Source organism: Candidatus Accumulibacter contiguus (genome assembly GCF_036625285.1).
Lineage (GTDB): Bacteria > Pseudomonadota > Gammaproteobacteria > Burkholderiales > Rhodocyclaceae > Accumulibacter > Accumulibacter contiguus.
In genome coordinates this window covers 1,309,245-1,335,456 of record NZ_JAZKUC010000001.1, presented here as the reverse complement: position 1 = coordinate 1,335,456, position 26,212 = coordinate 1,309,245, and the positions used below count along the sequence as shown (strand labels likewise).

The following is a 26,212-nucleotide window of genomic DNA, read 5'->3' as shown; positions in this document are numbered from 1 at the left end:
TAAGCACTGCTTCTGCAGAGGGGGTAGTAGGCGAACGGTCGGCGGCATCCCTTTCCGTCCGCAACGGCCGAGCATGCCACCATCTTGCGAACCTACCCGAAGCCCTGCCCGACTCGGCGAGCCAGACCTTCTCTTAGTCTGCGCTGATCCAACGACGCACCTGCCGGTGTGTTACCCCCAGAAACCTACACATCGCCTACACAGAAATAAAAAGCAATTAGCCCGACCTTTTGGATCGGGCTAATTGCTTGTTTTTATTGGTGGCCAAGCGCGGAATCGAACCACGGACACGCGGATTTTCAGTCCGCTGCTCTACCAACTGAGCTACTTGGCCAACGAAGCCGGGAGTATATCGAATCGACTTCGCGTCGTCAAAGAAAGAAATCGTCGAGCGACAAACTTCAGCGCGAAACGGCCGGCGTTGCCGGTTATAATTTTTCCGTGATTCACTACCAGAGCCCATCGATATGACCCAAGCCACCCGCCATTGCCGCCTGCTGATCCTCGGATCCGGGCCCGCCGGCTATACCGCCGCCGTTTATGCGGCGCGCGCCAACCTCAAACCGGTGCTGATCACCGGCATGGCGCAGGGCGGGCAGTTGATGACCACGACCGACGTCGACAACTGGCCGGCCGACGCGCAGGGCGTGCAGGGACCGGAGCTGATGCAGCGTTTCGAAGAGCATGCCCGTCGCTTCGCAACCGAGATCGTCTTCGACCACATCCACACCGCCCGACTGACCGAAAAGCCGTTTACGCTGATCGGCGATTCGGGCACCTACACCTGCGATGCGCTGATCATCGCCACCGGTGCTTCGGCTCAGTACCTGGGCCTGCCGTCCGAAGAAACCTTTGCCGGCCGTGGTGTTTCCGCCTGCGCGACCTGCGACGGCTTCTTCTATCGTGACCAGCCGGTCGCCGTCATCGGCGGTGGCAATACCGCGGTCGAAGAGGCACTGTACCTGGCGAACATCGCCAGTCACGTCACCCTCGTGCATCGCCGCGACAAGCTACGTGGTGAAAAGATTCTGCACGACAAGCTGTTTGCCAAGGAAAAAGCCGGCAAGGTCACGATCCGCTGGAACTGCACGCTGGAAGAAGTGCTTGGTGACCAGTCCGGAGTGACCGGCATGCGCATCCGCGACAAGCTCACCGATACTACCGAGGACCTGCCATTGCTGGGCGTCTTCATCGCCATTGGCCACAAGCCGAACACCGACCTGTTTGTCGGCCAACTGGCGATGGAAGGCGGCTACCTGCTGACCCAGTGCGGGCAACACGGCAATTTCACGGCAACGTCGATTGCCGGCGTCTTCGCTGCCGGAGACGTGCAGGATTACATTTACCGGCAGGCCTGTACTTCGGCAGGCAGCGGCTGCATGGCGGCACTCGATGCCGAACGCTACCTGGACAGTCTTGGACTGGCGGGCTGAGGCATTGCCGGCGTGAGGAGCGATGTCTGCGATGACGCTGCGACCGCAACCCAGCCCGGAGGATCTGGCCGCTTTTCGCGCCGCTGTCGACGGCGCAACGCCCTTGCGCAAGCTCGATCGGGTCATCCTGGAAGCGCCCAAGCCAAGTTCACGACCGCGGCAGCGCGAACTCGACGAAGCGGCGGTGGTGGCCGAGTTGCTGCACGGACCGCTGGCCATCGACGACTGGCTAGACCTTGGCGGTGCCGACTCGTTCCTGCGCAGCGGCCTGCCGCGCACCCTGCTGCGTGACCTGCGCCGTGGTCGTTGGAGCATCCAGGATCATCTCGATCTGCATGGCATGAACCGCCACGAGGCGCACGAGCAGGTGTCGCTGTTCGTTGCCGAAGCGCTGGCTGCCGGCAAGCGCTGTTTGCGCATCGTGCACGGTCGCGGCCACGGCTCGCCGGGGCGGGAAGGGGTTCTGCGCCACCTGGTCAAGGCCTGGCTAAGTCGCTACAAGGATGTGCTGGCCTTCTGCCACGCACCGCCCAGCGACGGCGGTGATGGCGCCTTGTGGGTGTTGCTGAAGGGGGGCGGCAGATCCCGCTAAACAATCGCAAATGAATGACTGGTATGGGAGGCTGTGCAAAAATACCGGTCACGCCGCACCAGCTCTTGCTGACCAAACGGATAGAGAAAGCGAAAAAACTGCTCTTCGAGAACGGCCCGCAGCAGGCCGTTCCTGCTGCGGAGCGCTTTTAGATCGCCGACTCGTCTAGTTCGCCAGTGCGGATGCGCACGACCTGCTCGACGGTGCTGACGAAGATCTTGCCATCACCAATCTTGCCGGTACGCGCAGCCTTGACGATGGCGTCGATGGCATTGTCGACCGCGCTGTCGGAAACGACAATCTCGATCTTCACCTTGGGCAGGAAATCGACCACGTATTCCGCCCCGCGATAGAGTTCGGTGTGGCCCTTCTGGCGGCCAAAGCCCTTGACTTCGGTGACGGTGAGGCCGGTGACGCCAATTTCCGACAGCGCCTCGCGGACTTCGTCGAGCTTGAATGGTTTGATGATCGCTTCAATTTTTTTCATGGCCTCTGCTCCAGGGAAGATCGTAAGGAAATCGTATCAGAAATCAGGCATCCGCAAGTGATCAGTAGACTCGCGATCGCCATCAGTAGAGGTCGCGGTAGCGGTTGGTGATCGGATAGCGCCAATCCTTCCCGAAACCGCGCTGCGTGACACGGATGCCGACCGGAGCCTGCCGTCGCTTGTACTCGCTGATCTTGAGCAGATGCACGACGCGCCGCACATCGGCTTCGGCATGACCGCGGGCAATGATTTCACGCGGACTGAGATCCTTCTCCATGTACGCCTCGACGATGGCGTCGAGCACTTCGTAAGGTGGCAGACTGTCCTGATCGGTCTGGTCGGGTTTCAATTCTGCCGATGGCGGGCGGTTGATGATCCGTTCGGGGATTGCGTAGGCGACGGTATTGCGCCAGCGCGCGAGACGGTAGACCAGCGTCTTGGCAATGTCCTTGATCACAGCGAAGCCGCCGGCCATGTCGCCGTAGAGCGTGCAGTAACCGACGGCCATTTCCGACTTGTTGCCGGTGGTCAGTACCAGCGAACCGGTCTTGTTCGAGATCGCCATCAGGATCATGCCGCGAATCCTGGCCTGCAGGTTTTCTTCGGTGGTATCAGCCGGCAGACCGGCGAACTGCTTGTCGAGCATGCCGCCGAGCGTCTGCATCGCCGGTTCGATGGCGATTTCGTCGTAGCGTACGCCAAGCAGGCGGACCATCTCGCGCGAGTCCGCGAGACTGATCTCGGCCGTGTATGGAGAAGGCATCATCACCGCACGGACCTTGTCGGCGCCCAGTGCGTCGACCGCGATGCACAACGTCAGCGCCGAGTCGATGCCACCCGACAGGCCGATGATGGCGCCGGGAAAACCGTTCTTGCCGAGGTAATCGCGGACTCCGAGGAGCAGCGCCTGATAGACCTCGGCTTCGAGACACGGCGCCGGAACGATGGGTCCCGGCTGCGGTTGGCCATCGACGAAGTCAACGATGCCCAGCGCTTCCTCGAACTGTGCCCACTGGCAGCAGAGCGCACCTTGTGAGTCCAGTACGAACGAGCCACCGTCAAAGACCAGTTCGTCCTGTCCGCCGGCCAGATTCGCGTACACTACCGGCAGGCCGGTGCTGGCGGTGCGCTGACGCAGGACTTCGGTGCGCCGCTCGCGTTTGCCGATGTGGTAAGGCGAGGCGTTGAGGACCAGCAGGATCTCGGCACCAGCCTGGCGAGCCAGATCGGCCGCACCGGCTTCCCATACGTCGGCGCAGATATTCACGCCGCAGCGAACGCCCTTGAGCGTCAGAACACAGGGGTCGTCACCGGAGTCGAAATAGCGCTCCTCGTCGAACACTTCGTAGCTCGGCAGGCGCTGCTTGTAATAGGTGGCCACCCGCCTGCCTTCGTTGATCAGCGTCGCTGCGTTGTAGCAGTGCAGGCCGCGTTTCTCCGGGTGTCCCACGAGGATTGCGATGCCATCGGTGCCAGGCTGGCTGGCGGCCAGAGTATCGAGTTCGCGATCGCAGGCAGCACAGAAGTCGTCGCGCAGCAGCAGGTCCTCGGGTGGGTAACCGCAGAGCGCCAGCTCCGGCGTCAGCAGCAGGTCGGCACCCTGTTGCCGGGCGCGTTCGGCGAAATCGAGGATGCGCTTTCGGTTGCCGGCGAAGTCGCCAACCGTGGCATTGATCTGGGCAATCGCAATTTTCAGAGACATGGGCGCAGGTACCAGCGAAAGGGGCGCTCGCGCGCCCCCGATCAGCGTGAGCAGAGGAATCGTTCAGAATGCCGGCTTCTCTTTGGCATCCGCGTACGCCTTGACACCTTCCATGATTTCCTTCTTGGCTTCGTCACTGCCGAGCCAACCTGCAACCTTGACGAACTTGCCGCGCTCGAGATCCTTGTAGTGGGCAAAAAAGTGCGCAATCTGGTCAAGAATGACCTGCGGAAAATCGCGCGGCGACTCGATGTCGCGATACATCGACGACAGACTATCGACCGGGACAGCCAGCAGCTTGGCATCTGGTCCGGCTTCGTCTTCCATCGCCAGCATACCGATCGGGCGACAGCGCACGACCACCCCGGGGGGCAGGGCAAACTGGCTTACCACCAGCACATCGACCGGATCACCATCGCCGGCGATGGTATGCGGGATGTAGCCGTAGTTGCACGGGTAGTGCATGGCGGTGGACATGAATCGATCGACGAAAACCGCGCCGCTATCCTTATCCACTTCGTACTTCACCGGATCGGAATGCATCGGAATCTCGATGATGACGTTGAAATCGTTGGGAAGTGCCTTGCCGGAAGGCACGCGATCTAGGCCCATTTTCGTGATCTCTCTACTGGTGACGGAAGTGCCGATTATACCCGCGTATCCCTAATTCCTGGGTTCGATCTGTGGTGTATTGGCAGGGCGGTGCCCCTGCTGCGCCAAGCCAATTGCCAATATTCGGTGTGCGTGGCGAGATGAAAAGTTTCATGGTGCCCTCGCTCTGCCTGCGGCCGGGTGGATAGTGGTGCTTGCTGCCGCGATTGAATCCGTGTTGTCTCAGACGCCGGTCTGGAGCGACTGGCCCATTTCGACCATCTGGCGCGTTTTCTCGGCAAATTGCCGCGCCTGCTCGTCGTCGGCGTCGCGATCAATCTCCGATGGTGGTGTATTGATTCCTTTCTGCACCGCCGGGCGGCGGCGGATCTGTTCAAGCCAGCGTTGCAGTTGCGGCAGGTCATCGATGTCAACTCCTGACCAGCGATGCGTGCGCACCCAGGCCCAGTTGGCGATGTCGGCGATCGAGTAGTCGCCGGCAAGGAACTCGTGCTCCTTGAGATGACCATCCAGCACCCGGAAGAGTCGCTTGCACTCACCCTGATAGCGGTCGATCGCGGGCGTGATCTTCTCTGGAAAGTAGCGGAAGAAGACGTTGGCCTGGCCCATCATCGGTCCGATCCCGCCCATCTGGAACATCAGCCACTGCACGACCCGTGAGCGGCCTTTGGTGTCGTCAGGAATCAGGCGGCCGGTTTTTTCCGCCAGGTAGAGCAGGATGGCGCCGGATTCGAAGACCGTAAAATCGTCTTCTGCGCGATCGACGATCGCGGGAATTCGACCGTTCGGATTGATGGCCAGAAACCACGGCTGTTTTTGTTCTCTTTTGGACAGGTTCAGCGTGTGCATCGTGTAGGGCAGGGCGAGTTCCTCAAGGGCAATCGAGATCTTGTGCCCGTTGGGGGTCGCAGCGGTGTACAGATCGATCATTCTCGTAGATTCCTGGGAGCGAGTGCCTGGTCGGGGTGGCAAGTGAGGAAGCGTTCCCGAATCTTACAATAATCCCGCCTTCCGGGTGACTGCATGGAACCGGAGGTGGCGAGGTCCGACTAACTTGCCGTCGGTCTTTTTGGCCGCTCCGGCAGCGAAAGGAATCCGGCCGAAAATTATTTATCGTCACTTACTAAATAATTACGTGCAATTCTGCAGGAGGCGTGTTATCGTTGTTACATGGTAAATGGACTGGCACGTTATGAATTCAGCGAGCGGCTCGCCGACATTCTCGGCGAGTCGCGGCGCGACCTGCGCTTCCGCGTTACGCTGATGGTCACCGGCGGGCTGGTCGCTCCTGGACCGCGAGGGCGCGGCTCGCCGCCGGCGAGTCCGCTGTACGCCGCCCATCTGCTGATCGGGGCGATGGCTGCACCACAACAGTCGCAGACCCTCGAGGCCATTCGTTGTTATGCCGATCTGCGGCCGAACGCGGTAGCAGCGGGTGGCAACGCGCCGCGAGTGCTCTTCGGTCCGGCGAGGGTCGATGAAAACGCCGAGAAGCGTCCCGAATTCTCGATCCGCCTGGATGGGCTGCCCTTCGGTGAGGCGCTGGCCGGCCTGCTGGAACTGGCTTGTGCCGAGGAGACGCGACCAATCGTTGCCAGCGAACTGTTCGGCGTCTCGATCAACCGCGGCTGCCCGGTCGCCTCGCTGCAATTCAGTGCTTGCTGGCAAGGCCGGCGCGCCGTGATCAGTCATACCTATGGCCTGGCCCCGGACGCTGCTCCGCCGGCCTGGCTTGATCCCCAACGTGGTGGAGTGGTCGATCCGGGCCTCCTTCACACCGTTTTCTTGCCGGTCCGGAAATTGCTCGAGATCGGTCTGTTGACCACCTTGTCCGATGACAGGAGTACGCCAATGTTGAACAAACTGGGCCATAAAGTGGCCGCCATCAAGAAGATGGCAGAACTCGCGGCGAAGACGCCGCATGGAAGTCGCTGGGAGAAACTCCTGTCGGCGCTGACCGCGGTGCAAGCCTGGTCGGAGCAGGTGGACGCGCAAGAGAACCGCTTGCTCGAAGTCACTGCATTCGGGTCGAATCCCGGCGAATTGCGGATGTACCGCTATGTCCCCGATCGCTTGCCGGCGAATGCCCCGCTGGTGGTCGTGCTGCATGGCTGCACGCAAAGCGCGGCTTCGTACAACAAGGGGAGCGGCTGGTCGACACTGGCCGATCGCTACGGCTTTGCGGTGTTGTTCCCGCAGCAGCACTGGAACAATAATCCCTTGCGTTGTTTCAACTGGTTCAAACCGGAAGACAATGACCGCGAAAAGGGTGAACCACTGTCGATCAAACAGATGGTCGACCGGATGCTCAGTGATCACGGCCTGGATCGTCGCCGGGTCTACGTCACCGGCACCTCGTCTGGCGGGGCGATGACCAATGTGATGCTGGCGACCTATCCGGAGGTTTTCGCAGGCGGTGCGGTGATTGCCGGCGTGCCCTACCGTACGGCCAAGGGTTTGCAAGAGGGTCTCGAAAGCATCTTCCAGGGGCGCTCGCGTTCGTCCAGGGAGTGGGGCGAACTGGTGCGGGCAGCATCGCCGCACCAGGGGCCATGGCCCAGGGTATCGGTCTGGCATGGCGATGCCGACACCGCCGTCAAGCCGGTCAACGCCGAAGAAACCATCAAGCAATGGGCGGACATCCATGGCCTCGACCTGCAGCCGACGATCCAGATGACGGTCGATGGCTATCCGCGTCGAGTCTGGCAGGGACCCGGCGGCGACGAACTGATCGAGTCCTATACGGTCACCGGCATGTCACACGGTGCTGCTCTGGATCCGGGCGCCGAACCCCATCAGTGCGGCACGGCAGCCCCGTTCTTCAACGCCGTCGGAATTTCTTCGACGCACCGGATTGCCGACTTCTGGGGACTCCTTGCCGAGCGCCCGGCCAGTGCGCGTGACCCGGCCACGGCTGGGCAGGAAGCAGGGCGATCTGCCCGTGCGTCGACTGCCGGGAGTGCCAGCACGATCGACTTTGGTCAGCGTACCTGCAAAGAAGACGCCACGCAAAAAAGCGGGCCGGAGGACTACGCATCCGGTGCGCAGGAGCAGCGTTCCGGAACCGGCCGGCCATTCGGCCTCGACGTGCATGGCATCATTTCGGCCTCTCTGGAAGCAGCGGGCCTGCTCAAACCGGGTACCAGCAGTCGCCGACCGGACAGCAAGGCGCCGCTTGGCATCGACGTTCCGGGAATCATTTCGACGGCGCTGGAGGCTGCCGGTGTATTGAAGGGCATCTCGCAGCGGTCGGCTTCGGCAGCTCCCGAAGCGAATCTGAAAACGTCCGGCTGGGAAGGGTCGGGATGGGAATTGCTGCTTGACGACCCGCGAGCCTTCCGGGGTGGATCGATGCTCTACGGCCACGCCTCGTCAGGCGACCGCGGTGCCCTTGGCGCACGGGCACAGTCGATTTCTCGGCGGATCAAACTGGGTTCGCAGCCTGAACTCAGCTACGTACGGCGGCTGGATCTCAGTGCCGGGGTCAACGATTACACCAGTGCGAGTTTCCGTGTCCTGATTGATGGCCAGGTGGTTGACGAGGTGACTGCCATCGGCATGGTCCACCAGGAAACCGAATGGCTGCGCCAGGCGGCGATCGACCTGGCACGCTTTGCCAACCGTACGGTCACGCTGACCCTCGAAGTCGCTGCCTGTTCGAACATCTACAGCACGGTTTACGCCAAGGCCTGGGTGGACCAGATCACGATTCACAATGCCGTCGATCTGGCCCACTGTTGAGCGCAGGCCCCGCACGGGATGCTCGGGCGGGGCCGTTGCGCCATAGGTCAACGATTGGTGAAGGAAGCCTTGCGTTTCTCGACGAAAGCCGCCATGCCTTCTTTTTGATCGTCGAGGGCAAAAGCCGAATGGAAAGTGCGGCGTTCGAAGAGCAGGCCCTCGGACAGCGAGCTTTCATAGGAGCGATTGATGCATTCCTTGATCATCATCACCACCGGCAACGAGAAACCGGCGATCCTGGTGGCAGCCGACATCGCCTCATCGAGGAGCTTGTCGGCCGGGACGACACGCGAAACCAGCCCGGCGCGTTCAGCCTCCACGGCGTCGATGGTGCGCGCGGTCAGGCACAATTCCATCGCCTTGGCCTTGGAAATCGCGCGCGGCAGGCGCTGCGTGCCACCCGCTCCAGGAAGGATCCCGAGGCGGACTTCGGGCTGGCCGAACTGAGCGGTGTCGGCTGCCAGGATGATGTCGCACATCATCGCCAATTCGCAACCGCCGCCCAGGGCATAGCCGGCGACGGCGGCGATGACCGGCTTGCGGCAGCTCTTGAGGGTATCCCAGTTGCGCGTGATGAAGTCCCCCTTGTACGCCTCCATGAACGAGAGCGACTGCATCACGGTGATGTCGGCACCGGCAGCGAAGGCCTTGTCCGAGCCAGTGATGACAATCGCCCCGATGTTCTCGTCGGCCTCGAAGCTGCTGAGCGCATTGCCGAGTTCGTCCATCAAGTCATCGTTCAGGGCATTCAGTTGCTTCGGGCGGTTGAGTGTGATCAGGCCGACTTTTCCGCGCACTTCGGCGGTAATGTTGACGTAGGTCATAAAGAAAATCTCCGGGCTCAATAGGGATGGATTCGAGAACCTGTGACGAGGCGCAGGTTCTCCCTGGTACTCTGGGTCGGGACTTGCGTCTCGGGGTTGGGGAAAACCGGAATCACGGACACTTAACGCTGACGACGCCTTGTTTGGCGCCGTCATTCGTTACAGATGCTGCCGCCGGCCTGAACGATTGGATGTTCAGGCTGCGGCGCTGCTTGCTGTCAGCTACGATGCGGTATCAGGAGATGTCCAGCTGGAATTTCACCGGACCGCGGGAATCCTTGCCGTTGGCGTCCTTGAAGGTGCCGGTGACCGGTGCTTTCTTGCCATGAGGACTGGTCAGGATGGCCACGTGACCACCAAAGAAAGCGACCGACTCCAGGCCATTCCAGCCTTCCAGGAACTTGTTGCCGGCGGTGGCACACGGTGGCGTGACCAGGTCGTCCTTGATCGCATAATTCTGATACCAGGGCACATTGAGATCGATCAGATTCTTGATATTCAGCGGCTGACCAAAGAGTTGTACGGGCAGCGTACCGTCATCGGCAATCGGATCCTGGAAGGTGTGCGAACTCATGTTGGCGATCGCCAGCGGCAGGTGTACACGTTCCTTGAGCAGCCAGCGGAAGAGGGCAGCCGGTGTCTTGCCGGGGTTGAGGTCGGTGGCGCGGTGCAGTGAAACCTGATCGAGCACCTTGACCAGCGGGGTTTCCCGGTCGATGGCGACAAAGCGCATTCCCAGGCTCAACAGGTAGCCATTGGCGACCTTGTTGCCGCTCGGCAAGGTCGTGGTGATGAAGTCGTGGTGCATCGTCGGCATGCCGCTGATGGCATCACTATAGGTGCCGTCAACCGGGGTCACGTTGGTGATCAAGGCGTCGCAGACATCTTTCAGTTTACCCGACAGAATGTTCATCAGGGAGATGTAACCGCCTTGGCAGGTGCCGTTGAGGGTGACTTTCTTGCCGCTGTTGAGTTCCATGACCTTGGCGCAGAGCTCGCGCGTCTGTTCGCAGTCCTGGTCTGGCGTGAGCGTCTGGACCTTCGGATTGTTCATGATGTCCTTGACGACACGGACATAGGTCGGGATACCCTCGTTGGCGAACGAGTGGCTGTAACTCTTGTTCTCGAAGGGCAGGAACGCCAGGATGTGTACCCCCAGCATGTACGGTGGCACGAGAATGACTGGTTTGAGATCCTTGCGAACTTCAACGCCCGCCTTCAGCGGCAATACCTGATAGAGCTCGAAGGCGTCCGTTTCATGGACCAGCTTGTAATTCGCCGTGTTGAAATGGAAGCCGAATTCATCGGCGATGGCTTCGATCTGCTCATTGAAGTTGGAGACTGCCTCCATGATTTCGGCTTCGCGGCGCATGTAGCCGCCCAGCTTTTCGCCTTCCGAATTGAGGATGGTGTTCAGGAAAGCGCGCGTCCCTTCTTCGATCTGGTCGAAAGAGTAGTCGGCCATCTTTGCCTGCATCCCGGCCAGACCCTTGCGCCCCATGGCAACGTTGTGTTCGAGGATCTCGAAGGTCTCCATCATGCTCAGCGGGTTGTCACGGGCCGCGGTCATGGCGATGTGAGCGGCAATGAAGAGATTGTCATTAAACTCGCTGACTTCGCGATTCGTGGCGCGCATCATGGCCAGCGTATACCTCCACCAACTCGTGGTGAAATCAGGCATTTCCCTTAGCAGAGCATTCATTTTCCAACCTCCAAATTAACGTCAGTCAAAACGGGCCAGACCGCAGTCGGCGACCCACGATTACCTTGGCTCCGCCGCAAGAACGGACACCGGTGATTCCTTCCCGAAAAACGATGCGAACAGCCATCGCACTTGGCGCAGTTCAGAAGCTCGCCAACTCGCACAGCAAACGCTAGCAGCCGTACCTGGTGGTATGCATGCTGGCGCCCGAACGACGGCTGCAAGCGAGCACTTTTCCGCACCGCACAATGCATTCTACTCCTCTGTACGGGAATTGTTCACCCCGCTTGACAGTTCTCGAAAGGATTATTTTCCAGGCGGCTGCAAGCGCCACGAATCGTCAGTTAAATGGCTTTCCGGAGGGCTTGTTGCCGCTATTCGTCGAGCCGCGCCAGGGTTTGCGCAGGGCTTTACACTGGCGGGCGAAGTTGAGTTGTATAGTAACGTTTTGTTGCGCTGCGATAGCGTGGCGGCGAAGAACGCTCGGGTGCGGGCCAGCCAGGCTGAGGGGGGCGGTTTCGCTCTCGACGAGTCAGGAATGTACTGAACCGGGCGGGTTGCCGCGATTGGCCACGCATGGCGCGGTTTCTTGGAGGGAAGGGAAATGCTGCAACTTGCAAGCTTGATCAAACATCACTCGACGTTCCGACCGGATCAGGTCGCCGTCGTTTTTGAGCAGGAACGTCTGACCTGGTGCGAGTTTGACGCGCGCGTCAACCGTTGCGCCCGCTTGCTGCAATCGCTCGGGGTGCAAAAAGGTGAGCGGGTGGCGACGGTCCTGAGCAACTGTCGGGAACTGCTCGAAATCTACTGGGCGGTGCCGTCGATCGGTGCAGTGCTGGTACCCCTGAGTCCGCTCTTGATGGCTTCTGGTCTGGCCAGCCTGCTGCGTGATTCAGGTGCCGTATGTCTGATCACGCAGCGCTCGATGGCGCCGATGGTTGATCAGATTCGCGACGAGTTGCCAGGGCTGACGGCTGCGCACGTGCTGATGATCGACGGCCCATGGGCCGACTACGCGGATTATACGGCCCCGTTCGGGAACTCTCCGGATGGACGTTTGGAACCGGTATCGATCGCTCAGGATGACCTGTTCAATGTGATGTACACCAGCGGCACGACTGGTCTCCCGAAAGGAATCATGCACACGCATTTCGTGCGCTCGATGTATTGCACCTTGTTCGCCTCGGCATGGCGAATGAGCCCCGAATCGGTGGTACTGCATACTGGTGCCATCGTCTTCAATGGCGCCTTCGTGACCATGATGCCTTGCTTCTATCTGGGCGCACGTTACGTCCTGCAGCGCCAGTTCGATCCGGAAGAAGCGATCGAAATCATCGCTCGCGAGCGCGTCACGCATACCATGATGGTGCCGGCGCAGATCATTGCCGTGCTCAACTCGCCGAATTTCTCTGCCGAACGGCTCTCTTCACTGCAAATGATCCTTTCGCTGGGTGCGCCGCTGTATCAGGAACAGAAGGATCTGCTCAATCGCCTGTTGCCTGACCGCTTCTACGAACTCTACGGACTGACTGAAGGTTTCTGGACCATTCTCGACAAGACGCAGTCGCTGCGCAAGGCCGGTTCGGTCGGCTCTCCGCCGTGTTTTTACGAGTTGCGCATCGTCCGGGAAGACGGCAGCGACGCGCCGCCCGGAGAAGTCGGCGAGATCGTCGGTCGTGGACCATCGCTGATGTCGGGCTATTACGACCGCCCCGACCTGACTGCGCAGGCGATCCGCGACGGCTGGTTGTTTACCGGCGATCTGGGCTATACCGACGGCGAGGGCTACCTCTATCTGGTGGACCGCAAGAAAGACATGATCGACAGCGGCGGCGTCAAGATCTACCCGAGGGACATCGAAGAAGTCGCTGCGCGTCATCCGGATGTCAGGGAGGTGGCGGTATTCGGCGTGACGCATGAAAAATGGGGCGAGACGCCGGTTGCTGCGGTGTTGCTCCACGACGGGGCGACGGTTGGCGCCTGCGAACTGCGTGACTGGATCAACGCGCGTGTCGACGCCCGTTACCAGCGCCTGCACGCGTTGAAGATCATGGACGAATTTCCACGCAACGCGGCAGGCAAGACCTTGAAACGTACGATGCGGGACAACTATCAGGCAGGGAATTGCGAAAGTTGCTGATCCTCAAACCTGATAGATGTAGGTTCCCGGTGCGTCGCAGAGCGGAACATAGCCTTTGTCGGGCGCTCCCATCGGTGGTGCGGCTTCATTGCCGGAGGAATGCCGCTGCAGCCATTGTTGCCACACCGGCCACCACGACCCCTGATACACCGGCGTCTTTGCCTTCCAGGTCTCGGCATCCAGGAAGCGTTCACCTTCCCGGCAAACGCTGAGCTGGAAGGAGCGGCGCGGACGCCCCGGCTCATTGACGATGCCCACGTTATGGCCACCACTGGTGAGGACGAAAGTCAGCTCGGTCGCATCGCTTTGCAGGTGCAGCTTGTATACCGAGTGCCACGGCGCGACGTGGTCGGCCCCGGCAGCAACGGCAAACATCGGCACATGGATGTTGCTGATCGAGATGGCGCGCCCGTCGACCAGGTATTTGCCCTGGAACAGTTCGTTGTCCACGTACAGCCGGCGCAGAACCTCGGAGTGCTGGCGATACGGCATGCGCGTGCCATCGGCATTCCAGGCCATCAGGTCGAACATCGGTTCGCGTTGCCCAAGATAGTACTCGCGCACCATCTTCGACCAGATCAGATCGGCGGACTTGAGCATCTGGAAGCCACCGGAGACCTGCTTGTGTCCCAGATAACCTTTCTGCCACATCATGTCCTCGAGCAGGGTCACTTCGCTGGCATCCATGAAGACGTTGATTTCACCGACGTCGGTAAAGTCGGTCATGGTGGTGAACAAGGTGACGCTGGCCAGCCGGTCATCCCCGTCGCGAGCCATCGCAGCGGCGACAATGGTCAGCAGAATGCCGCCCAGGCAGTAACCGACGGTGTGGATCTTGCGCCCCGGCAGGATGTCCGAAATGGCGTTGATGGCGGCCAGTGTTCCCAGCTTGCGGTAATCTTCCATGCCGAGATTGCGGTGTTCCGCGCCGGGGTTGAGCCACGAGATCATGAACACCGTATGGCCTTGATCCACCAGGTACTTGACCAGCGAATTGTGCGGCGACAGGTCGAGGATGTAGTATTTCATCATCCATGCCGACTGCATCAGGACGGGTTCGCGCTGGACGGTATCCGTGGTCGGCGAGTATTGAATCAGCTCCATCAGCAGATTGCGATAAACCACCTTGCCCGGCGTGATGGCGAGATTTTCTCCTACCTTGAACGCCTCGACTCCGGCCGGTTTTTCGTCACGCAGCGAGCGGCGCATGTCCTCACCATAGAACTGGGCACCCCGTGACAGATTGGCGCCTCGCTCGTTGATCGTGGTTTCAACGATTTCAGGGTTCAGGAGCGGCATATTGCATGGTGCCGTCATGTCGAGGATCTGTTTGGCGGTGAACCAGACTGCGGCTTCGCCATGCTTGGAAACGCCGCGAATGCCGGTGGTCGCGTTGTGCCACCATTGTTGATTGAGCAGGAAGCCCTGGTAGATCACGTTGTAGGGAAAACGTTGCCAGCCCGGATGATCGAAGCGATGGTCGCCGGGCAGTGGCTTGATGGTCGGCTCGGCGTTACCCGTGATTGCCGAAGACAGGGCATAGGCGCCCAGGCGCATCGCCTTGCGGGTCGCCTTGGCTGCCAGTTGAAACTGCTTGCCGGGCGATGCCGCCAGATGCACCGTCCAGTCGAGATAAGCCATCGCCAGCGATGCTGGTGAAATTCCGCCACTCAACTGACCGAGCGCCACATTGGTCATCCGGTCAATGTTTTCCAGTGCGTCGGAATCCAGCAAATGGCGATCTCCCAGGCGGCGAGAGAACTCCATTCGCGGCTGCGGATCGACGGTCGCCGGCGTGGCTGCCGTAACGGCAGCCAGAGGCATGGCCGTTGTGGTGTCAGGCGCTGCGGTTGTTGAGGCATCAGCAACCGGTGGCAGGGCGGGCGGCTTTGCTGCGGGTTTCTTCCGACGTGCGATGCGGGGCTTGGCGGGCGGCTTTGCTGCACCGCTCGCTTCAGGTGGGGTGACCGCCGCGGTTGCCGCAGCAGGCTCCTGAGATTCGTTAAGCGTTTCGACCATGAGTATTCTCCGTTGAGTGCTGAAACAATCGTCAGATCAGGGCACCATAGCGCCCAAGTGACCAGCATGCTAAAGCATCGCGCGGACGCGGCCCTGGCACTTAGCGACCGACTGCAGCATGGGAATGGCGTGGCCCTCGTTGCCGGACTGCGTCTGGTGCTTGACTCGGCAGCGGTCTGCATTCGACAATGGCGAGGTTGCTCGCCGCCGTTACCGGCCAGGCGTAAATGCGCCAGACACAAGGGAACTTGTTGAGCGCAACGGTTCGCTGTACGGGTTGTTGCCAAGCAGTCTTTTTGGCTCAGGCACTCGCATCATCAAGAGGAGTTCTCGATGTGCCAGGAGGTTCTGTTTTTACTGTGACGACGCTCGTTCATGAATCGCCGTCGGCACAGGCCAGGAGCGCGGCATTGCGTGATGTCGCGATATTTTTTTGGGGGTTAAAATGCAAATCAATGGCAGTGTGTTTGTGGTAACGGGTGCAGGCTCCGGACTCGGAGCGGAAACGGCGAGCGGCCTGGTCAATGCTGGTGCAAAGTGGTGATTGTCGATATCGACGCTGCTGCCGGCGAGGCGCAGGCCGCGCAACTGGGGGCCAACGCGCGCTTTGCCAAGACCGACGTGACCGATGAGGCGAGCGCACGCGCCGCCATCGAAATGGCCGTCAAGGAATTCGGCGCGCTGCACGGACTGGTCAACTGTGCCGGTGTCGCACCACCCAAGAAGGTGCTTGGCCGCGATGGCCCGCATGACCTGGCGACCTTCGCGCGCGTCGTCAGCATCAATCTGATCGGCACCTTCAACATGATTCGTCTGGCTGCCGAGGCGATGAGCAAGAACGAGCCGAACGAGGGCGGTGAGCGTGGCGTGATCGTCAACACCGCGTCGATCGCCGCTTACGACGGTCAGATTGGCCAGGCCGCCTATGCCTCTTCGAAGGCGGCTGTCGTTGGCCTGACGCTGCCGGTCGCGCGCGAGCTCGCAGCGCATGGCATCCGCGTCGTGACGATCGCCCCGGGTATTTCGGGACGCCGATGATGAAGGGCCTGCCACAACCCGTTCAGGATACGCTGAGCAAGATGGTGCCGTTCCCGTCGCGCCTGGGCTATCCTGCCGAGTACGCGGCGCTGGTCCGGCACATCTGCGAGAACACTATCTGAACGGTGAAGTCATCCGTCTCGACGGTGCCATCCGGATGCCAGGGAAGTAAGTTCTGACCTGCAGCATTAATTTCAATCGGGCAAGAGTCCGTTGTAATCAAGGAGTGTTTTATGAGTGAATCAGTTGTCATCGTAGGCGCCAAGCGCACGCCAGTGGGCGCCTTCCAGGGTCAGTTTGCGGGTTGACGGCGCCGCAACTCGGCCAGCGTCGCGATCAAGGCCGCGGTCGAGCAGGCGGGCGTCAAGGGCGAGGATATCGATGAGGCGTTGATGGGCTGCTGCCTGATGGCCGGCTTGCGTCAGGCGCCCGCACGCCAGGCGGTCCTGGGCGCCGGTCTGCCGAAGTCGGTGCCGTGCACCACCTTGACCAAGATGTGCAGTTCTGCCCAGAAATCGGTCATGATCGCGCACGACGAACTGCTGGCCGGTTCGATCAACATCGCCGTGGCCGGTGGCATGGAGTCGATGACCAATGCGCCGCACGTACTGACCACCGCCCGCACGGGTTACCGGCTGGGCAATGGGGTGCTGCATGACCACATGTTCCTCGACGGCCTTGAGGATGCCTATGAGCAAGGCAAGCTGATGGGCGCTTTCGCCGAACTGTGCGTAGACAAGTACAGCTTTTCGCGCGAAGCGATGGATGCCTTCGCCATCGAATCGGTGACGCGTGCACAGAACGCAGTCACCTCCGGTGTCTTCAGGCCGAGATCGCGCCGGTCACCGTTACCAGCCGCAAGGGTGAGGAAGTGATTGCCCTCGACGAGACGCCGATGAAATGCGACGTTTCGAAGATCGCCAAACTCAAGCCGGCCTTCAAGAAGGATGGGGCGGTGACGCCGGCGAACTCGTCGTCGATTTCCGACGGTGCTGCGGCCTTTGTCCTGATGCGCGAATCCGACGCCAAGAGCGCCGGCATCACGCCGTGGCGCGGATTGTCGGCCATGCCACTTTTGCCCATGAACCGGCCTGGTTTACGACCGCGCCGGTGTTTGCCTTCCAGAAACTGTTGAAGAAGGTCGGCTGGCAGACCGACGGACGTTGACCTCTGGGAAATCAACGAGGCTTTCGCAGCGGTGACGATGGCGTCGATGCGTGATCTCGATCTGCCGCACGACAAGGTCAACGTCAATGGTGGCGCCTGTGCGCTGGGGCATCCGATCGGCGCCACGGGTTCGCGGATTCTGGTGACGCTGCTCTACGCACTCAAGGCGCGTGGCCTCAAGCGCGGCATCGCCGGCCTCTGCGCTGGCGGCGGCGAAGCCACCGCGATTGCCATCGAAATTCTCTGATCAAGTCGCCAACGGCGTTTCCACCCCGGTCTCCGGGGTGGTCGAGGAGTGAATCGGATGTTGATTGACAAGAAACACATTGGCATGAAAGTGCCGCCACATTCCGTCCATTTGACGGCGTGGCAATTGAAGTGGTTCGCCAAGGCGACGGGTGAAACGAACCCGATCTACTTCGACGAGGAGGCCGCGAAGAAGGCCGGTCTGCCGGGCGTGCTGGCGCCACCGACCTTCTTTCTTCTGCATGGACATGGACAAGGAACATCCCTTCGATTACCTCGAAACCATGGGCTGCGACCTCGGCAAGATGCTGCACGGCGAACAGTCGTTCGTGTATCACAAGCCGGTCTATTCCGGCGATACGCTGACTTCGATGGCGAGATCACCGACATCTACGACAAGAAGAACGGTGCGCTGCAGTTCGTCGTCAAGGATGTCAAGGTGCGCCGGCAGGGCGAACTGGTGTGCGATGTGCACTCCGTGATGGTTATTCGGGCATAGGGGAAAGTCGATGACAACACCGAATTATGATGCGCTCAAGGTTGGCGACGAGATTCCTTCGTTGACCACCGAGCCGGTGTCGCGTCTGACCTTGGCCCTGTATGCCACGGGTTCCGGCGACCACCATCCCCTGCACCTCGACCAGGACTATGTCCGCTCGAAAGGGATTCCTGATGTCTTTGCGCACGGCATGCTGGGCATGGCTACCTGGGCCGCATGCTGACGCAATGGGTGCCGCAGGAAGCGATCCGCAGTTTTGGGGTGCGCTTTCACGGCCATCACCCAGATTGGTGAGCGCATGGTGTGCACCGGCAAGGTGGTCGAAAAGCTGGAGCAGGGTGGGGAAAAATGTGTTCGTCTCGAGTTGACCTGTGCCAACGAGCAGGGTGAGGCAAAGCACAAGGCAGATGCCGTGGTGGCATGGCCTGATACCATCAGCAGGCCAGTAAAGCTGCATCCTCGCGGCCGTCGACAGACGGCCGCAGTTTTGTTGTAGAGTGCACCCCGTCTACCGCAGGGCATCCGCCTACCGTGGCGGTAGGCGTGTCCGACACACTGAAAGGAGATCACAGGAGTGGAAAACAAGAATCCGAATGAGCAACTGGGCGGCGTCGTCAACGCTTGGGCTGAGTGCAGAAGCGCATGTGGGGCGACTGGTCCTCGCTGCTGCAGAATCTCCCGGGCGGCAGGAAGGCCCCTGTCGAGGCGGTGAAGCAAGGTGTTGAAGCCGCCACCAAAGGTACGAACGAAGCCGCACGCATGCTGATGGATCGCATGACCGGTAGCCAGGGCGCGATGAACCGCGTCATGGATTTCTTTTTCAAGTCGATGAAAGTCGTGGCGCCCAATCTCGAGGCCAACAAGGACTGGCGCCCCGACCTCAAGGGTTTTGCCGAGCAGTGGGCCAAGGAGTCGACGGCCATGCTCGAGCGCAGTTTTGGCATGGGTTCGCACATCGGTAATCTGAGTGGAACGCTGAGCAAGGATTTGCCCGAAGCCATGGGTCCCTGGTTGTCGTTCCTGATGCAGGCGGCTTCGTCCGGGCACGTCGGCGAGGCGATGCTCGGCGGTACCGCCGGAATCAATCGCCTGCTGTCGATGGAAGGCGATGCCAGTGCGCTGGCGGGCGTCGGTCAAATTCCTCTCTTTGGCGCTTCGCGTGAGAAGAACGCCAAGTTGTTGCGGTTGGTCGACGCGGTCGTCGATCTGCGCAAGACCAGTCTGAATTTCCACACGGCGTTCGCCGAAGCGCTGGCCAGAGCCGTCGAGGCGACCGTCGAAGAACTCGGCAAGGTGGCTGCCAAGGGTGAAAAGATCACCGCTGTGCGCCAACTGATGGGCCTCTGGTACCGCACGGCCGACAAGTCGTTGCTGGTGACCTTCAATACGCAAGAGTTCCTCGACAAGCAGAACGCGTTTACCAAGGCACAGCAGCAATTCAAGCTGGCACAACGCGCGGTCGTCGAGGACATCTTCCGCAGTCTGGACATGCCCACTCGCAGCGAACTGGACGAAACCTACCAGGTCATCCACGAACTCAAGAAGGAGGTCCGAGCGCTCAAAAAGGCACTGCTTCCGGCAGCACAAGTTGCAGCCAAGGGCAGCGTTGCCTCGCAAGGCCGGCGGCAGCGCGTGCCAAGAGCGAATGAGCCGAGAAGCCTGAATGTTGTTGATCGGCTGATAAGCTAATAGACCTTTAGGAGGGTGCTACCCATGTTTTCTTTCCCAATCCAGATTCTTCCCGCTGACCTCGCGGCTGAAACCGCAGCCCTGAACGAGAAGCTCGCCAAGGGCATCAGCAATCTCACCAACCTGACCGACGACGATATCGATATTGGCAGCACGCCGAAGGACGTCATCTTTGAGCAGGACGGCATCAAGGTCTACCACTACCATCCGCTGGTCGAGCCGTCGAAGATCATGAAGACGCCGCTGCTGATCGTGCCGCCGCTGATCAATGGTTACGAGGTGGCCGACCTGCAGCCCGATCGTTCACTGGTCCGTAATTTGTTGAACCAGGGGATCGACGTCTACCTCAACGACTGGGGTTATCCGCGTCAGGTAGACAAGTACCGCACTCTCGACGACTACATCAACGGCTACTTCGACGATACGGTGGATTTCATTCGCAAGTACCATGGTGTCGACAAGATTGCCCTGCTTCGGTATCTGCCAGGGTGGCGCCATGTCAACCACCTACGCGACGCTCAATCCGGACAAGATCAGCCACCTGGTTCTGACCGTGTCGCCGATCGATTTCGACGCCTACAAGGCGAATCACAAGCCGCACGAGGGCTTGATGTTCACCATGGGGGCCGACGCCGACGTCGAGAAAATGGTTGCCGTGCATGGCAACGTGCCGGCCACTGTGCTCAACGAGTCGTTCATGATGGCTTCGCCGTTTATCCTGAACTACGGCAAGTACGCCGACGTGATCGATATTCTCGACGACCGTCTGGCGCTGCAGAACTTCCTGCGCATGGAGAAGTGGCTGTTTGGCGGTCCCGACGCCGTCGGCCAGATGTTCAAGGAGTTCATCCGCGACTTCCTGAAAGGAAACAAACTCGTCAAGGGTACCCTCGAGGTTGGCGGCCGCAAGGTGGACCTCAAGGAACTCACGATTCCGATCCTCAACATCTTTGCCGAAAAGGACCACATCGTGCCGCCGCCGTGCACCGTTGCCCTCGGCAAGCATGTCGGCAGCAAGGACTACACCGAGTTTGCCATTGCCACCGGCCACATCGGCATCTACACCGGTGGTCTGGCGCAAAAGGTCCTGGCGCCGAAGGTTGCCAGTTGGATGCGCGAGCGCGGCGCCTGAAGTCTGTAGCAGCTCGCGTCCGTCTGGACGCGAGTTGATGGGAGGCGCCCTGGAAAGTGAGTTCGTGACTAGCGAGTCGCCGTTGCCGGTGTTTCGATGGGTGGCTGCATCGTTTACGGAGCGGTTACTGCTGATCGGCGCATTGGTGCGGCGGCTGCGCTCCTCGGTTCGCCTGAATGGCTGCTCCCGGACAGCCCTCATCTCGCCCTTGACCGTTTTTTCCCCACTGCGCTTCTCTCGATCACCGCCGAGAACGACACGGTCGTTCCGCCGGCAGCCGCCCAGGCCCTGCACGCCAGGCTCTTGCCTCGCTATCGCGAGCATCCGGATCGGCTGAGCTATCGGGAGATTGCGGGTGCTCCCCATTTCATGAGTCCGGAAGACTGGGCCAGCGCCGTCGGTCTGGCCAGAGCATGGCTGACGAGCTTCCTGTTCTGACAACCAAAGACATGCACCTGGATGGCTCACTGCGGGTTGCCCTCGACCCGGCTTGCCGGTACGCCGGCTGAGGCCGGGCGAGCTTCTTCCGCTTCGAGGCCGGCGATGACTTCACCGGCGATGCGGTACGATTTGCCGCGGAAGAGGGCGACGATCCTGCCGTTGTGATTGCGGATGGTGGTGTCGTAGACGCCGGTACGCCCGGAACGAGAACGTTCCTCGCACTCGGCTTCGAGAAGTTCGCCTTCCCTTGCTGGTGTGAGAAAGTCGATGTGGCACGCCGAGGCGACGGTATTCCGGTTGTAGGCGTTGCAGGCATAGGCGAAAGCCGAGTCGGCGAGGGTGAACAGATATCCGCCGTGACAGATATGGTGGCCGTTGACCATATCCGGCCGAACGACCATCGTCAGCCGCGAATATCCTGGGCGAACGCAGATGATCTGCAGGCCAATCAGCTTGCTCGCCGCGTCGCGGCTGTACATGGCCGCTGCGGTCTGTTCGGCGAGTCGGGTGGCAGCTTCCGAATCGGCGGCACTGGGGGTGTTCCTGGGCATGAAACTTCCTTCGCTAGACAGACTGGGCTGGAGAAATACATGGTTTCCGATGTCGGACGAAACGGGCCATCGGACGTTTAGCTCCTATCCCCCGCGGTATTGCCGCCGCATCACTGGAGACCGGAAGCCATGCACCTTGCCACCCTGCGCCGCTGGCGTCAATCACTCGTGTTGCTCGCGGCCGCTTGTTCTGCATCGTGGAAGCGAAGCTGGCGGTATACTCGACGCCTTTTCATTCGAGCAGTTCTTCATGTCCAAACCAAAAAACATCGGTTTCGTTTCACTGGGTTGCCCGAAGGCGCTCGTCGACTCGGAACAGATTCTCACCAGATTGCGCGCCGAGGGCTATCTGATTTCACCTTCCTATGAAGGCGCCGATCTGGTCGTCGTCAATACCTGCGGTTTCATCGATGCCGCGGTCGAGGAGTCGCTCGATGCCATCGGCGAGGCCCTGACCGCGAACGGCAAGGTGATCGTCACTGGTTGCCTGGGAGCACGGGAAGAAGTGATCCGCCAGGCGCACCCGCAGGTGCTGGCGGTGACCGGCCCGCATGCCGCCGACGAAGTGCTGCAGCAGGTGCATGCGCATTTGCCGCAGCCGCACGACCCGTTCTCCAGCCTGCTACCGCCGCAGGGCATCAAGCTGACGCCGCAGCATTTTGCCTACCTGAAGATTTCCGAGGGCTGCAATCACAGTTGCACCTTCTGCATCATCCCCTCGATGCGCGGACCTCTGGTCAGCAGACCGATCGGTGAGGTGCTGCAGGAAGCCAGGACGCTGGCCGACGCCGGCGTGCGCGAACTGCTCGTCATTTCGCAGGACACCAGCGCCTACGGTGTCGATGTGAAGTACCGAACCGGCTTTTTCGGTGGTCGTCCGCTGCGGACCCGGCTGCAGGAACTCTGCGAAGCGCTGGCAGAACTGGGCATCTGGGTGCGCCTGCACTACGTATATCCGTATCCGAGCGTCGATGCGCTGCTGCCGCTGATGGCCGCGGGCAAGCTGCTGCCGTATCTCGATGTGCCTTTCCAGCACGCCAGCCCGCGCATTCTGAAGGCCATGAAGCGTCCGGCGAGTGCCGAGAACAATCTCGAACGGATCCAGGCGTGGCGGGCCGTCTGCCCCGAGATCACGGTGCGCAGCACCTTCATCACCGGTTTCCCTGGGGAGAGTGAAGCCGAATTCGAGGAATTGCTGGCCTTCATCGCGGCAGCGCGCCTCGATCGCGTCGGCTGTTTCGCCTATTCGCCGGTTGCCGGCGCGGCAGCCAATGCCTTGCCAGGTGCGCTGCCGGAGGAACTTCGCGAGGAGCGCCGGCGCCGTCTGATGGAGTTACAGGAAGATATCTCTGCAGAGTTGCTGGCGGCGAAGATCGGGCGTGAAATCGACGTCCTGGTCGATGAAGTGGACGATGAGGGAACGATCGCTCGTTCGGCAGCCGATGCGCCGGAAATCGATGGACTGGTGTTCGTCAATGATCATTTCGACGCCGAACCGGGTGATTTTCTGCGGGTACGGGTGGTCGATGCCGACGAGCATGATCTGTATGCCGAACTCGCTGCCGAGCCTGCCTGAGCGGAACGCCTATTCGGCCTTGTTCGGCACCGCAGGACGTGGCCGCAGGGAGTGCAGGCCTTTGTGGGCCAGGTGGCGGAGCAGCAGGGCGGGCGGCATACGCAGCCACTGGTAGCGGAGCAAGCCAAGTTGCGCGGCAATCCGCCGCGAGAAGGGTGGCTGCCGGTCCGGAATTCTCGGCAGCGTGCAACGGGGAAAGAGCCAGTCCATCCACCGGATGGCCGCTGCTGGTGGAGCGGCCAATGGCAGAGCATCAGGCACCGCGGTGGCGAGCCACGCGCGGCAGTAGCGCAGGGCATACCACAGGGGTCGCTCAAGATGGTGGCGTGCAGCGCGTACAGCGAGCGCCTGCCAGTCGCTTTCCGAGTGCAGATGGGTGCGGATCAGGCCGTCGATATCGACCAGATCGCGCAGATTGGCGAACAGTTCGGAGTCCTGGAAAAGATGAACTGCTGCGTGCAGGATCTGATCCTGCGGATGCAGGACCAGGAATCGTTCCCCCTCGACCACCTGCAGGTCGGCGAAAAGCAGTGCCGTGTCCGGCTTGAGACGGGCCGTAACCGGCGTGATCGTGTGGTGCAGATCGAGTTCCACCGAATGTCCGGGACGGCGCATCGGGGGCAGTTCGTGGCTCCATTCGCGGTAGTAGCGCTGGTCGTAGGCATCGATCACCTCACCTGACCAGCCGGCGTCGAGCAGCGCGGCCTCGGCTCGCTTGAGATCGCTGTAGGCAACCATCAGGTCGACATCGCTCGGCAGACGGCCGCAGGTGATTTCAAGATTCTGCACGATGTAGGCTGCTCCCTTGAGCACGACCACCGGGATCTCGGCCGGTAGCGCCTTGGCCAGCGCTGCCAGCTCGATGCGCAGGATCTGGATGCGATGCGCCGAATAGGCTGCTGCTGAGCGCAGATGACCCAGCACGCATTCCGGCAACTGTGGCAGTAATTCAGGGTGCGACTGAATTCGGTACGAGAGCACCCCCAGCAGTCTGGACTGCCGGGCGAGACGAATGATCTTGTCCCAGTCGGCGAGACCGACACTGCCTGCCTGCCGGGGGTCGATCAGCAAGGCCAGCAGGCCATGCACGCAGGGATCGACACGTTCCAGGCTGATCATGCCGCTGCCATTGCTACGGTCGATTCCGAAAGCATTGCACGCAGGCATTCGATCGCCTCATCCAGCCGGCTGTATTCGAGTTCGTAGGCCGAACAAGCGTCGATGACATCAGCCACGGCATGGAACGAGATCCGCCCGAGCAGACCGTAGTTGAAGCTGTTGAAAGCCAGGCGGGCAAAAGCTTCCTCGCTGGGCAGACGACGAGTCGTCAGCGCAGCGCCTTCCCGAAAACGGGGGAAAAGCACCAGACGCGGGCGGGCAGGAAGTCTCCTGGCATCGACGCTGGCCTCATCGGGAGCCAGGTGGACCACGTCTCCCTTGCGGGTTCCTCCGTAGACGGGGCCAAGGATCGCTTCGTCGGTATAAGCGCGGATGACGTCGATCGAGCGATTCTTCAGCGCCACCGGCTTGAGCATTGGCCACAGTTGGCCGGTGCGTGGGCAGAGCACGCCAAACTCGTCGGACAGCAGCCGAAAGCCACGCAGCATCATGGCCGCCGTCAGCGTACTCTTGCCGGAGCCCGGTGGTGCAGCCATGATCACGCCCCGCTCACCAAGAGCCAGGACACCGGCGTGCAGCAGGACATGCTGGTTGAAGCGTTGTCCAAAACACCAGTTGACCCCCCATTCGAAGTGGGGAAGCGCCTGCTCTCTGGGAAAGGGATCGAAGGGCTGAATGCCGTCGATCAGGAAACGGGATTGTGGTCCGAGGATGGCCCGCAGGCCCTTTCCGGAACACACTTCGATGTGAAAATCCGCAAAATCGGCTTTTTCAGCCAGGAAAAACGCCCCGTAAACTCGTTGAAAATCTCGCACGAAAGGCTTGAGGACGGTCCGGACACGGACCAAGGCAGCACCATAATCGAGCGTCACGGATGCTTCTGAAAAACGCTGTGCCAGCAGGCTTGGCGGCAGGTCTCGAATTCTCGGGTTGGCGGCGATCATCCGCCAAGGATGCCCATCTCCTCAAGAGAACGCAACACTTCTTTCATTTCGGGGGTGTCGATATCCACATCCAGCTCATCACGCAGCAACTCGAAGGCCTGCGCTTGCGGTACCGGCCCGTCCTCGCAGATTTCAGCGAGGGCTTCGAAAATGATCGCTGCCGACGGGGTCAGGATATGGGTCTGCCAACTTTTCGAATCAAAAACGGCACCGCCGTCGCCCAGTCTGCGGTACGAAATCTCAGCCAATCAGGCTGCTCCAGCCTGGTCAGGACAGGTCATGGATCAGGGAATCAGGGAATCAGAACGTTGTTGCCATCCGCCTGCCGACCCTGACCCTGATAGAAGGAATTCCAGCACGTTCCACCATAAACAGGCCCATGCCCAACGTCAGCGATCTGGAACTTCTCCACGCCACCTACAGTTATCCTTTCGCGTACCCAGGCGTCCGGAAAGTCGGTTACGGGAGGCGGGGCAGGTGGAGTGTGTAGAGCCTGCCCACGAACAACGCACTGGGTAGTGCTGAAGGCAAGGTCTCTAGCTTCGGCATTCAGCG

The 26,212-nt window shown here is 60.7% G+C and carries 21 protein-coding genes, 1 tRNA gene and 5 pseudogenes; 13 read left to right on the top strand and 14 right to left on the bottom strand.

The genetic code is table 11. The features are described 5' to 3' along the window. Positions 1 to 258: 258 nt before the first annotated feature. Positions 259 to 334: transfer RNA gene (locus V5B59_RS06485), tRNA-Phe, on the bottom strand. A 133-nt stretch (positions 335 to 467) separates the two neighbouring features. Here V5B59_RS06485 and trxB point away from each other — a divergent pair. Further along, on the top strand, positions 468 to 1,433 hold the full coding sequence (gene trxB / locus V5B59_RS06480; protein WP_169069614.1) for a thioredoxin-disulfide reductase: 966 nt from the start codon (positions 468 to 470) through the stop codon (positions 1,431 to 1,433). Between the two features lie 31 nt (positions 1,434 to 1,464). Continuing rightward, a complete protein-coding gene (locus tag V5B59_RS06475; protein WP_248594716.1) occupies positions 1,465 to 2,025 on the top strand; it encodes a Smr/MutS family protein in 561 nt (186 codons plus the stop codon). 148 nt (positions 2,026 to 2,173) lie between these two features. Here V5B59_RS06475 and V5B59_RS06470 read toward each other — a convergent pair whose 3' ends face one another. The 4 genes from V5B59_RS06470 to V5B59_RS06455 form a co-directional block, all read right to left on the bottom strand. Then, positions 2,174 to 2,512 carry a P-II family nitrogen regulator gene (locus tag V5B59_RS06470; RefSeq protein WP_034920839.1) on the bottom strand — a complete coding sequence of 113 codons (339 nt, stop codon included), beginning with the start codon at positions 2,510 to 2,512 and terminating at the stop codon, positions 2,174 to 2,176. Positions 2,513 to 2,594: 82 nt separating this feature from the next. Continuing rightward, on the bottom strand, positions 2,595 to 4,214 hold the full coding sequence (locus V5B59_RS06465; protein ID WP_034909139.1) for an NAD+ synthase: 1,620 nt from the start codon (positions 4,212 to 4,214) through the stop codon (positions 2,595 to 2,597). Positions 4,215 to 4,277: 63 nt separating this feature from the next. Then, a complete protein-coding gene (gene ppa, locus V5B59_RS06460; protein WP_288130918.1) occupies positions 4,278 to 4,826 on the bottom strand; it encodes an inorganic diphosphatase in 549 nt (182 codons plus the stop codon). Positions 4,827 to 5,048: 222 nt separating this feature from the next. Then, positions 5,049 to 5,756, bottom strand: coding sequence for a glutathione S-transferase family protein (locus V5B59_RS06455; protein WP_169069616.1), 708 nt, complete (start codon positions 5,754 to 5,756; stop codon positions 5,049 to 5,051). 240 nt (positions 5,757 to 5,996) lie between these two features. On the opposite strand from V5B59_RS06455, the gene V5B59_RS06450 reads away from it, so the two are divergent. Continuing rightward, entirely contained in the window at positions 5,997 to 8,567 is a 2,571-nt protein-coding gene (locus V5B59_RS06450) for an extracellular catalytic domain type 1 short-chain-length polyhydroxyalkanoate depolymerase (RefSeq protein WP_169069617.1), read from the top strand. A gap of 47 nt (positions 8,568 to 8,614) precedes the next feature. Here V5B59_RS06450 and V5B59_RS06445 read toward each other — a convergent pair whose 3' ends face one another. Next, on the bottom strand, positions 8,615 to 9,391 hold the full coding sequence (locus V5B59_RS06445; protein WP_034909634.1) for an enoyl-CoA hydratase: 777 nt from the start codon (positions 9,389 to 9,391) through the stop codon (positions 8,615 to 8,617). Between the two features lie 235 nt (positions 9,392 to 9,626). After that, on the bottom strand, positions 9,627 to 11,093 hold the full coding sequence (locus V5B59_RS06440; RefSeq protein ID WP_169069618.1) for a metal transporter: 1,467 nt from the start codon (positions 11,091 to 11,093) through the stop codon (positions 9,627 to 9,629). A 604-nt stretch (positions 11,094 to 11,697) separates the two neighbouring features. Here V5B59_RS06440 and V5B59_RS06435 point away from each other — a divergent pair. Next, a complete protein-coding gene (locus tag V5B59_RS06435) occupies positions 11,698 to 13,236 on the top strand; it encodes a class I adenylate-forming enzyme family protein (RefSeq protein ID WP_034912453.1) in 1,539 nt (512 codons plus the stop codon). 3 nt (positions 13,237 to 13,239) lie between these two features. Here V5B59_RS06435 and V5B59_RS06430 read toward each other — a convergent pair whose 3' ends face one another. After that, positions 13,240 to 15,255 (bottom strand): PHA/PHB synthase family protein, encoded by a 2,016-nt coding sequence (locus tag V5B59_RS06430; RefSeq protein WP_248594717.1) that lies wholly within the window; start codon positions 15,253 to 15,255, stop codon positions 13,240 to 13,242. Between the two features lie 445 nt (positions 15,256 to 15,700). On the opposite strand from V5B59_RS06430, the pseudogene V5B59_RS06425 reads away from it, so the two are divergent. The 5 genes and pseudogenes from V5B59_RS06425 to V5B59_RS06400 all read left to right on the top strand — a co-directional run bounded on the left by V5B59_RS06425 (position 15,701) and on the right by V5B59_RS06400 (position 19,894). Further along, positions 15,701 to 16,465, top strand: a pseudogene (locus V5B59_RS06425) (3-hydroxyacyl-CoA dehydrogenase). A 61-nt stretch (positions 16,466 to 16,526) separates the two neighbouring features. Further along, a pseudogene (locus tag V5B59_RS06420) lies at positions 16,527 to 17,707 on the top strand (acetyl-CoA C-acyltransferase). 57 nt (positions 17,708 to 17,764) lie between these two features. After that, positions 17,765 to 18,205 (top strand): annotated as a pseudogene (locus V5B59_RS26120) (MaoC family dehydratase N-terminal domain-containing protein). A gap of 10 nt (positions 18,206 to 18,215) precedes the next feature. Continuing rightward, positions 18,216 to 18,626 (top strand): annotated as a pseudogene (locus tag V5B59_RS06405) (MaoC/PaaZ C-terminal domain-containing protein); the annotation flags it as partial. A gap of 221 nt (positions 18,627 to 18,847) precedes the next feature. Then, complete coding sequence (locus tag V5B59_RS06400) at positions 18,848 to 19,894, top strand: poly(R)-hydroxyalkanoic acid synthase subunit PhaE (protein ID WP_332351708.1); 1,047 nt, start codon at positions 18,848 to 18,850, stop codon at positions 19,892 to 19,894. Positions 19,895 to 19,912: 18 nt separating this feature from the next. On the opposite strand, the gene V5B59_RS06395 is transcribed toward V5B59_RS06400, so the two are convergent. Then, entirely contained in the window at positions 19,913 to 20,095 is a 183-nt protein-coding gene (locus V5B59_RS06395; RefSeq protein ID WP_332351707.1) for a hypothetical protein, read from the bottom strand. On the opposite strand from V5B59_RS06395, the pseudogene V5B59_RS26115 reads away from it, so the two are divergent. Then, a pseudogene (locus tag V5B59_RS26115) lies at positions 20,063 to 20,149 on the top strand (hypothetical protein); the annotation flags it as partial. The gene V5B59_RS06395 and the pseudogene V5B59_RS26115 overlap by 33 nt on opposite strands. Positions 20,150 to 20,197: 48 nt before the next feature. Here the strand turns inward: V5B59_RS26115 and V5B59_RS06390 are convergent. After that, entirely contained in the window at positions 20,198 to 20,392 is a 195-nt protein-coding gene (locus V5B59_RS06390) for a hypothetical protein (RefSeq protein WP_332351706.1), read from the bottom strand. Here V5B59_RS06390 and V5B59_RS06385 point away from each other — a divergent pair. Both V5B59_RS06385 and V5B59_RS06380 read left to right on the top strand, forming a co-directional pair. Further along, positions 20,391 to 21,026: a hypothetical protein gene (locus V5B59_RS06385; protein WP_332351705.1), complete on the top strand. Its 636-nt coding sequence runs from the start codon at positions 20,391 to 20,393 to the stop codon at positions 21,024 to 21,026. The two genes, V5B59_RS06390 and V5B59_RS06385, sit on opposite strands and share 2 nt — an antisense overlap. A gap of 96 nt (positions 21,027 to 21,122) precedes the next feature. Continuing rightward, positions 21,123 to 21,464, top strand: a complete 342-nt coding sequence (locus tag V5B59_RS06380) for a hypothetical protein (RefSeq protein WP_332351704.1) — start codon at positions 21,123 to 21,125, stop codon at positions 21,462 to 21,464. A 26-nt stretch (positions 21,465 to 21,490) separates the two neighbouring features. Here V5B59_RS06380 and paaI read toward each other — a convergent pair whose 3' ends face one another. Next, the gene (gene paaI, locus V5B59_RS06375) at positions 21,491 to 22,018 is read right to left on the bottom strand and encodes a hydroxyphenylacetyl-CoA thioesterase PaaI (protein WP_169069623.1); all 528 of its coding nucleotides are present in this window, start codon (positions 22,016 to 22,018) and stop codon (positions 21,491 to 21,493) included. 250 nt (positions 22,019 to 22,268) lie between these two features. Between paaI and rimO the strand changes: the two genes are divergently transcribed. Beyond that, complete coding sequence (rimO, locus tag V5B59_RS06370; RefSeq protein WP_034911837.1) at positions 22,269 to 23,594, top strand: 30S ribosomal protein S12 methylthiotransferase RimO; 1,326 nt, start codon at positions 22,269 to 22,271, stop codon at positions 23,592 to 23,594. Positions 23,595 to 23,603: 9 nt separating this feature from the next. Here rimO and V5B59_RS06365 read toward each other — a convergent pair whose 3' ends face one another. The 3 genes from V5B59_RS06365 to V5B59_RS06355 are packed head-to-tail and all read right to left on the bottom strand — an operon-like array spanning position 23,604 to position 25,905. After that, positions 23,604 to 24,761, bottom strand: coding sequence for a nucleotidyltransferase domain-containing protein (locus tag V5B59_RS06365; RefSeq protein ID WP_169069624.1), 1,158 nt, complete (start codon positions 24,759 to 24,761; stop codon positions 23,604 to 23,606). Next, positions 24,710 to 25,657, bottom strand: a complete 948-nt coding sequence (locus V5B59_RS06360) for an HprK-related kinase A (protein WP_169069625.1) — start codon at positions 25,655 to 25,657, stop codon at positions 24,710 to 24,712. The genes V5B59_RS06365 and V5B59_RS06360 overlap by 52 nt, the downstream gene beginning before the upstream one ends. Beyond that, the gene (locus V5B59_RS06355; protein WP_169069626.1) at positions 25,654 to 25,905 is read right to left on the bottom strand and encodes an HPr-rel-A system PqqD family peptide chaperone; all 252 of its coding nucleotides are present in this window, start codon (positions 25,903 to 25,905) and stop codon (positions 25,654 to 25,656) included. The genes V5B59_RS06360 and V5B59_RS06355 overlap by 4 nt, the downstream gene beginning before the upstream one ends. Between the last annotated feature and the right edge of the window lie 307 nt (positions 25,906 to 26,212).

Coding starts and splice junctions, on each gene's coding strand:
- trxB (WP_169069614.1), top strand. CDS start 468: ATGACCCAAGCCACCCGCCATTGCCGCCTGCTGATCCTCGGATCCGGG.
- V5B59_RS06475 (WP_248594716.1), top strand. CDS start 1,465: ATGACGCTGCGACCGCAACCCAGCCCGGAGGATCTGGCCGCTTTTCGC.
- V5B59_RS06470 (WP_034920839.1), bottom strand. CDS start 2,512: ATGAAAAAAATTGAAGCGATCATCAAACCATTCAAGCTCGACGAAGTC.
- V5B59_RS06465 (WP_034909139.1), bottom strand. CDS start 4,214: ATGTCTCTGAAAATTGCGATTGCCCAGATCAATGCCACGGTTGGCGAC.
- ppa (WP_288130918.1), bottom strand. CDS start 4,826: ATGGGCCTAGATCGCGTGCCTTCCGGCAAGGCACTTCCCAACGATTTC.
- V5B59_RS06455 (WP_169069616.1), bottom strand. CDS start 5,756: ATGATCGATCTGTACACCGCTGCGACCCCCAACGGGCACAAGATCTCG.
- V5B59_RS06450 (WP_169069617.1), top strand. CDS start 5,997: ATGGTAAATGGACTGGCACGTTATGAATTCAGCGAGCGGCTCGCCGAC.
- V5B59_RS06445 (WP_034909634.1), bottom strand. CDS start 9,391: ATGACCTACGTCAACATTACCGCCGAAGTGCGCGGAAAAGTCGGCCTG.
- V5B59_RS06440 (WP_169069618.1), bottom strand. CDS start 11,093: ATGAATGCTCTGCTAAGGGAAATGCCTGATTTCACCACGAGTTGGTGG.
- V5B59_RS06435 (WP_034912453.1), top strand. CDS start 11,698: ATGCTGCAACTTGCAAGCTTGATCAAACATCACTCGACGTTCCGACCG.
- V5B59_RS06430 (WP_248594717.1), bottom strand. CDS start 15,255: ATGGTCGAAACGCTTAACGAATCTCAGGAGCCTGCTGCGGCAACCGCG.
- V5B59_RS06400 (WP_332351708.1), top strand. CDS start 18,848: ATGTGGGGCGACTGGTCCTCGCTGCTGCAGAATCTCCCGGGCGGCAGG.
- V5B59_RS06385 (WP_332351705.1), top strand. CDS start 20,391: ATGTCAACCACCTACGCGACGCTCAATCCGGACAAGATCAGCCACCTG.
- V5B59_RS06390 (WP_332351706.1), bottom strand. CDS start 20,392: ATGGCGCCACCCTGGCAGATACCGAAGCAGGGCAATCTTGTCGACACC.
- V5B59_RS06380 (WP_332351704.1), top strand. CDS start 21,123: ATGGGTGGCTGCATCGTTTACGGAGCGGTTACTGCTGATCGGCGCATT.
- paaI (WP_169069623.1), bottom strand. CDS start 22,018: ATGCCCAGGAACACCCCCAGTGCCGCCGATTCGGAAGCTGCCACCCGA.
- rimO (WP_034911837.1), top strand. CDS start 22,269: ATGTCCAAACCAAAAAACATCGGTTTCGTTTCACTGGGTTGCCCGAAG.
- V5B59_RS06365 (WP_169069624.1), bottom strand. CDS start 24,761: ATGCCTGCGTGCAATGCTTTCGGAATCGACCGTAGCAATGGCAGCGGC.
- V5B59_RS06360 (WP_169069625.1), bottom strand. CDS start 25,657: ATGATCGCCGCCAACCCGAGAATTCGAGACCTGCCGCCAAGCCTGCTG.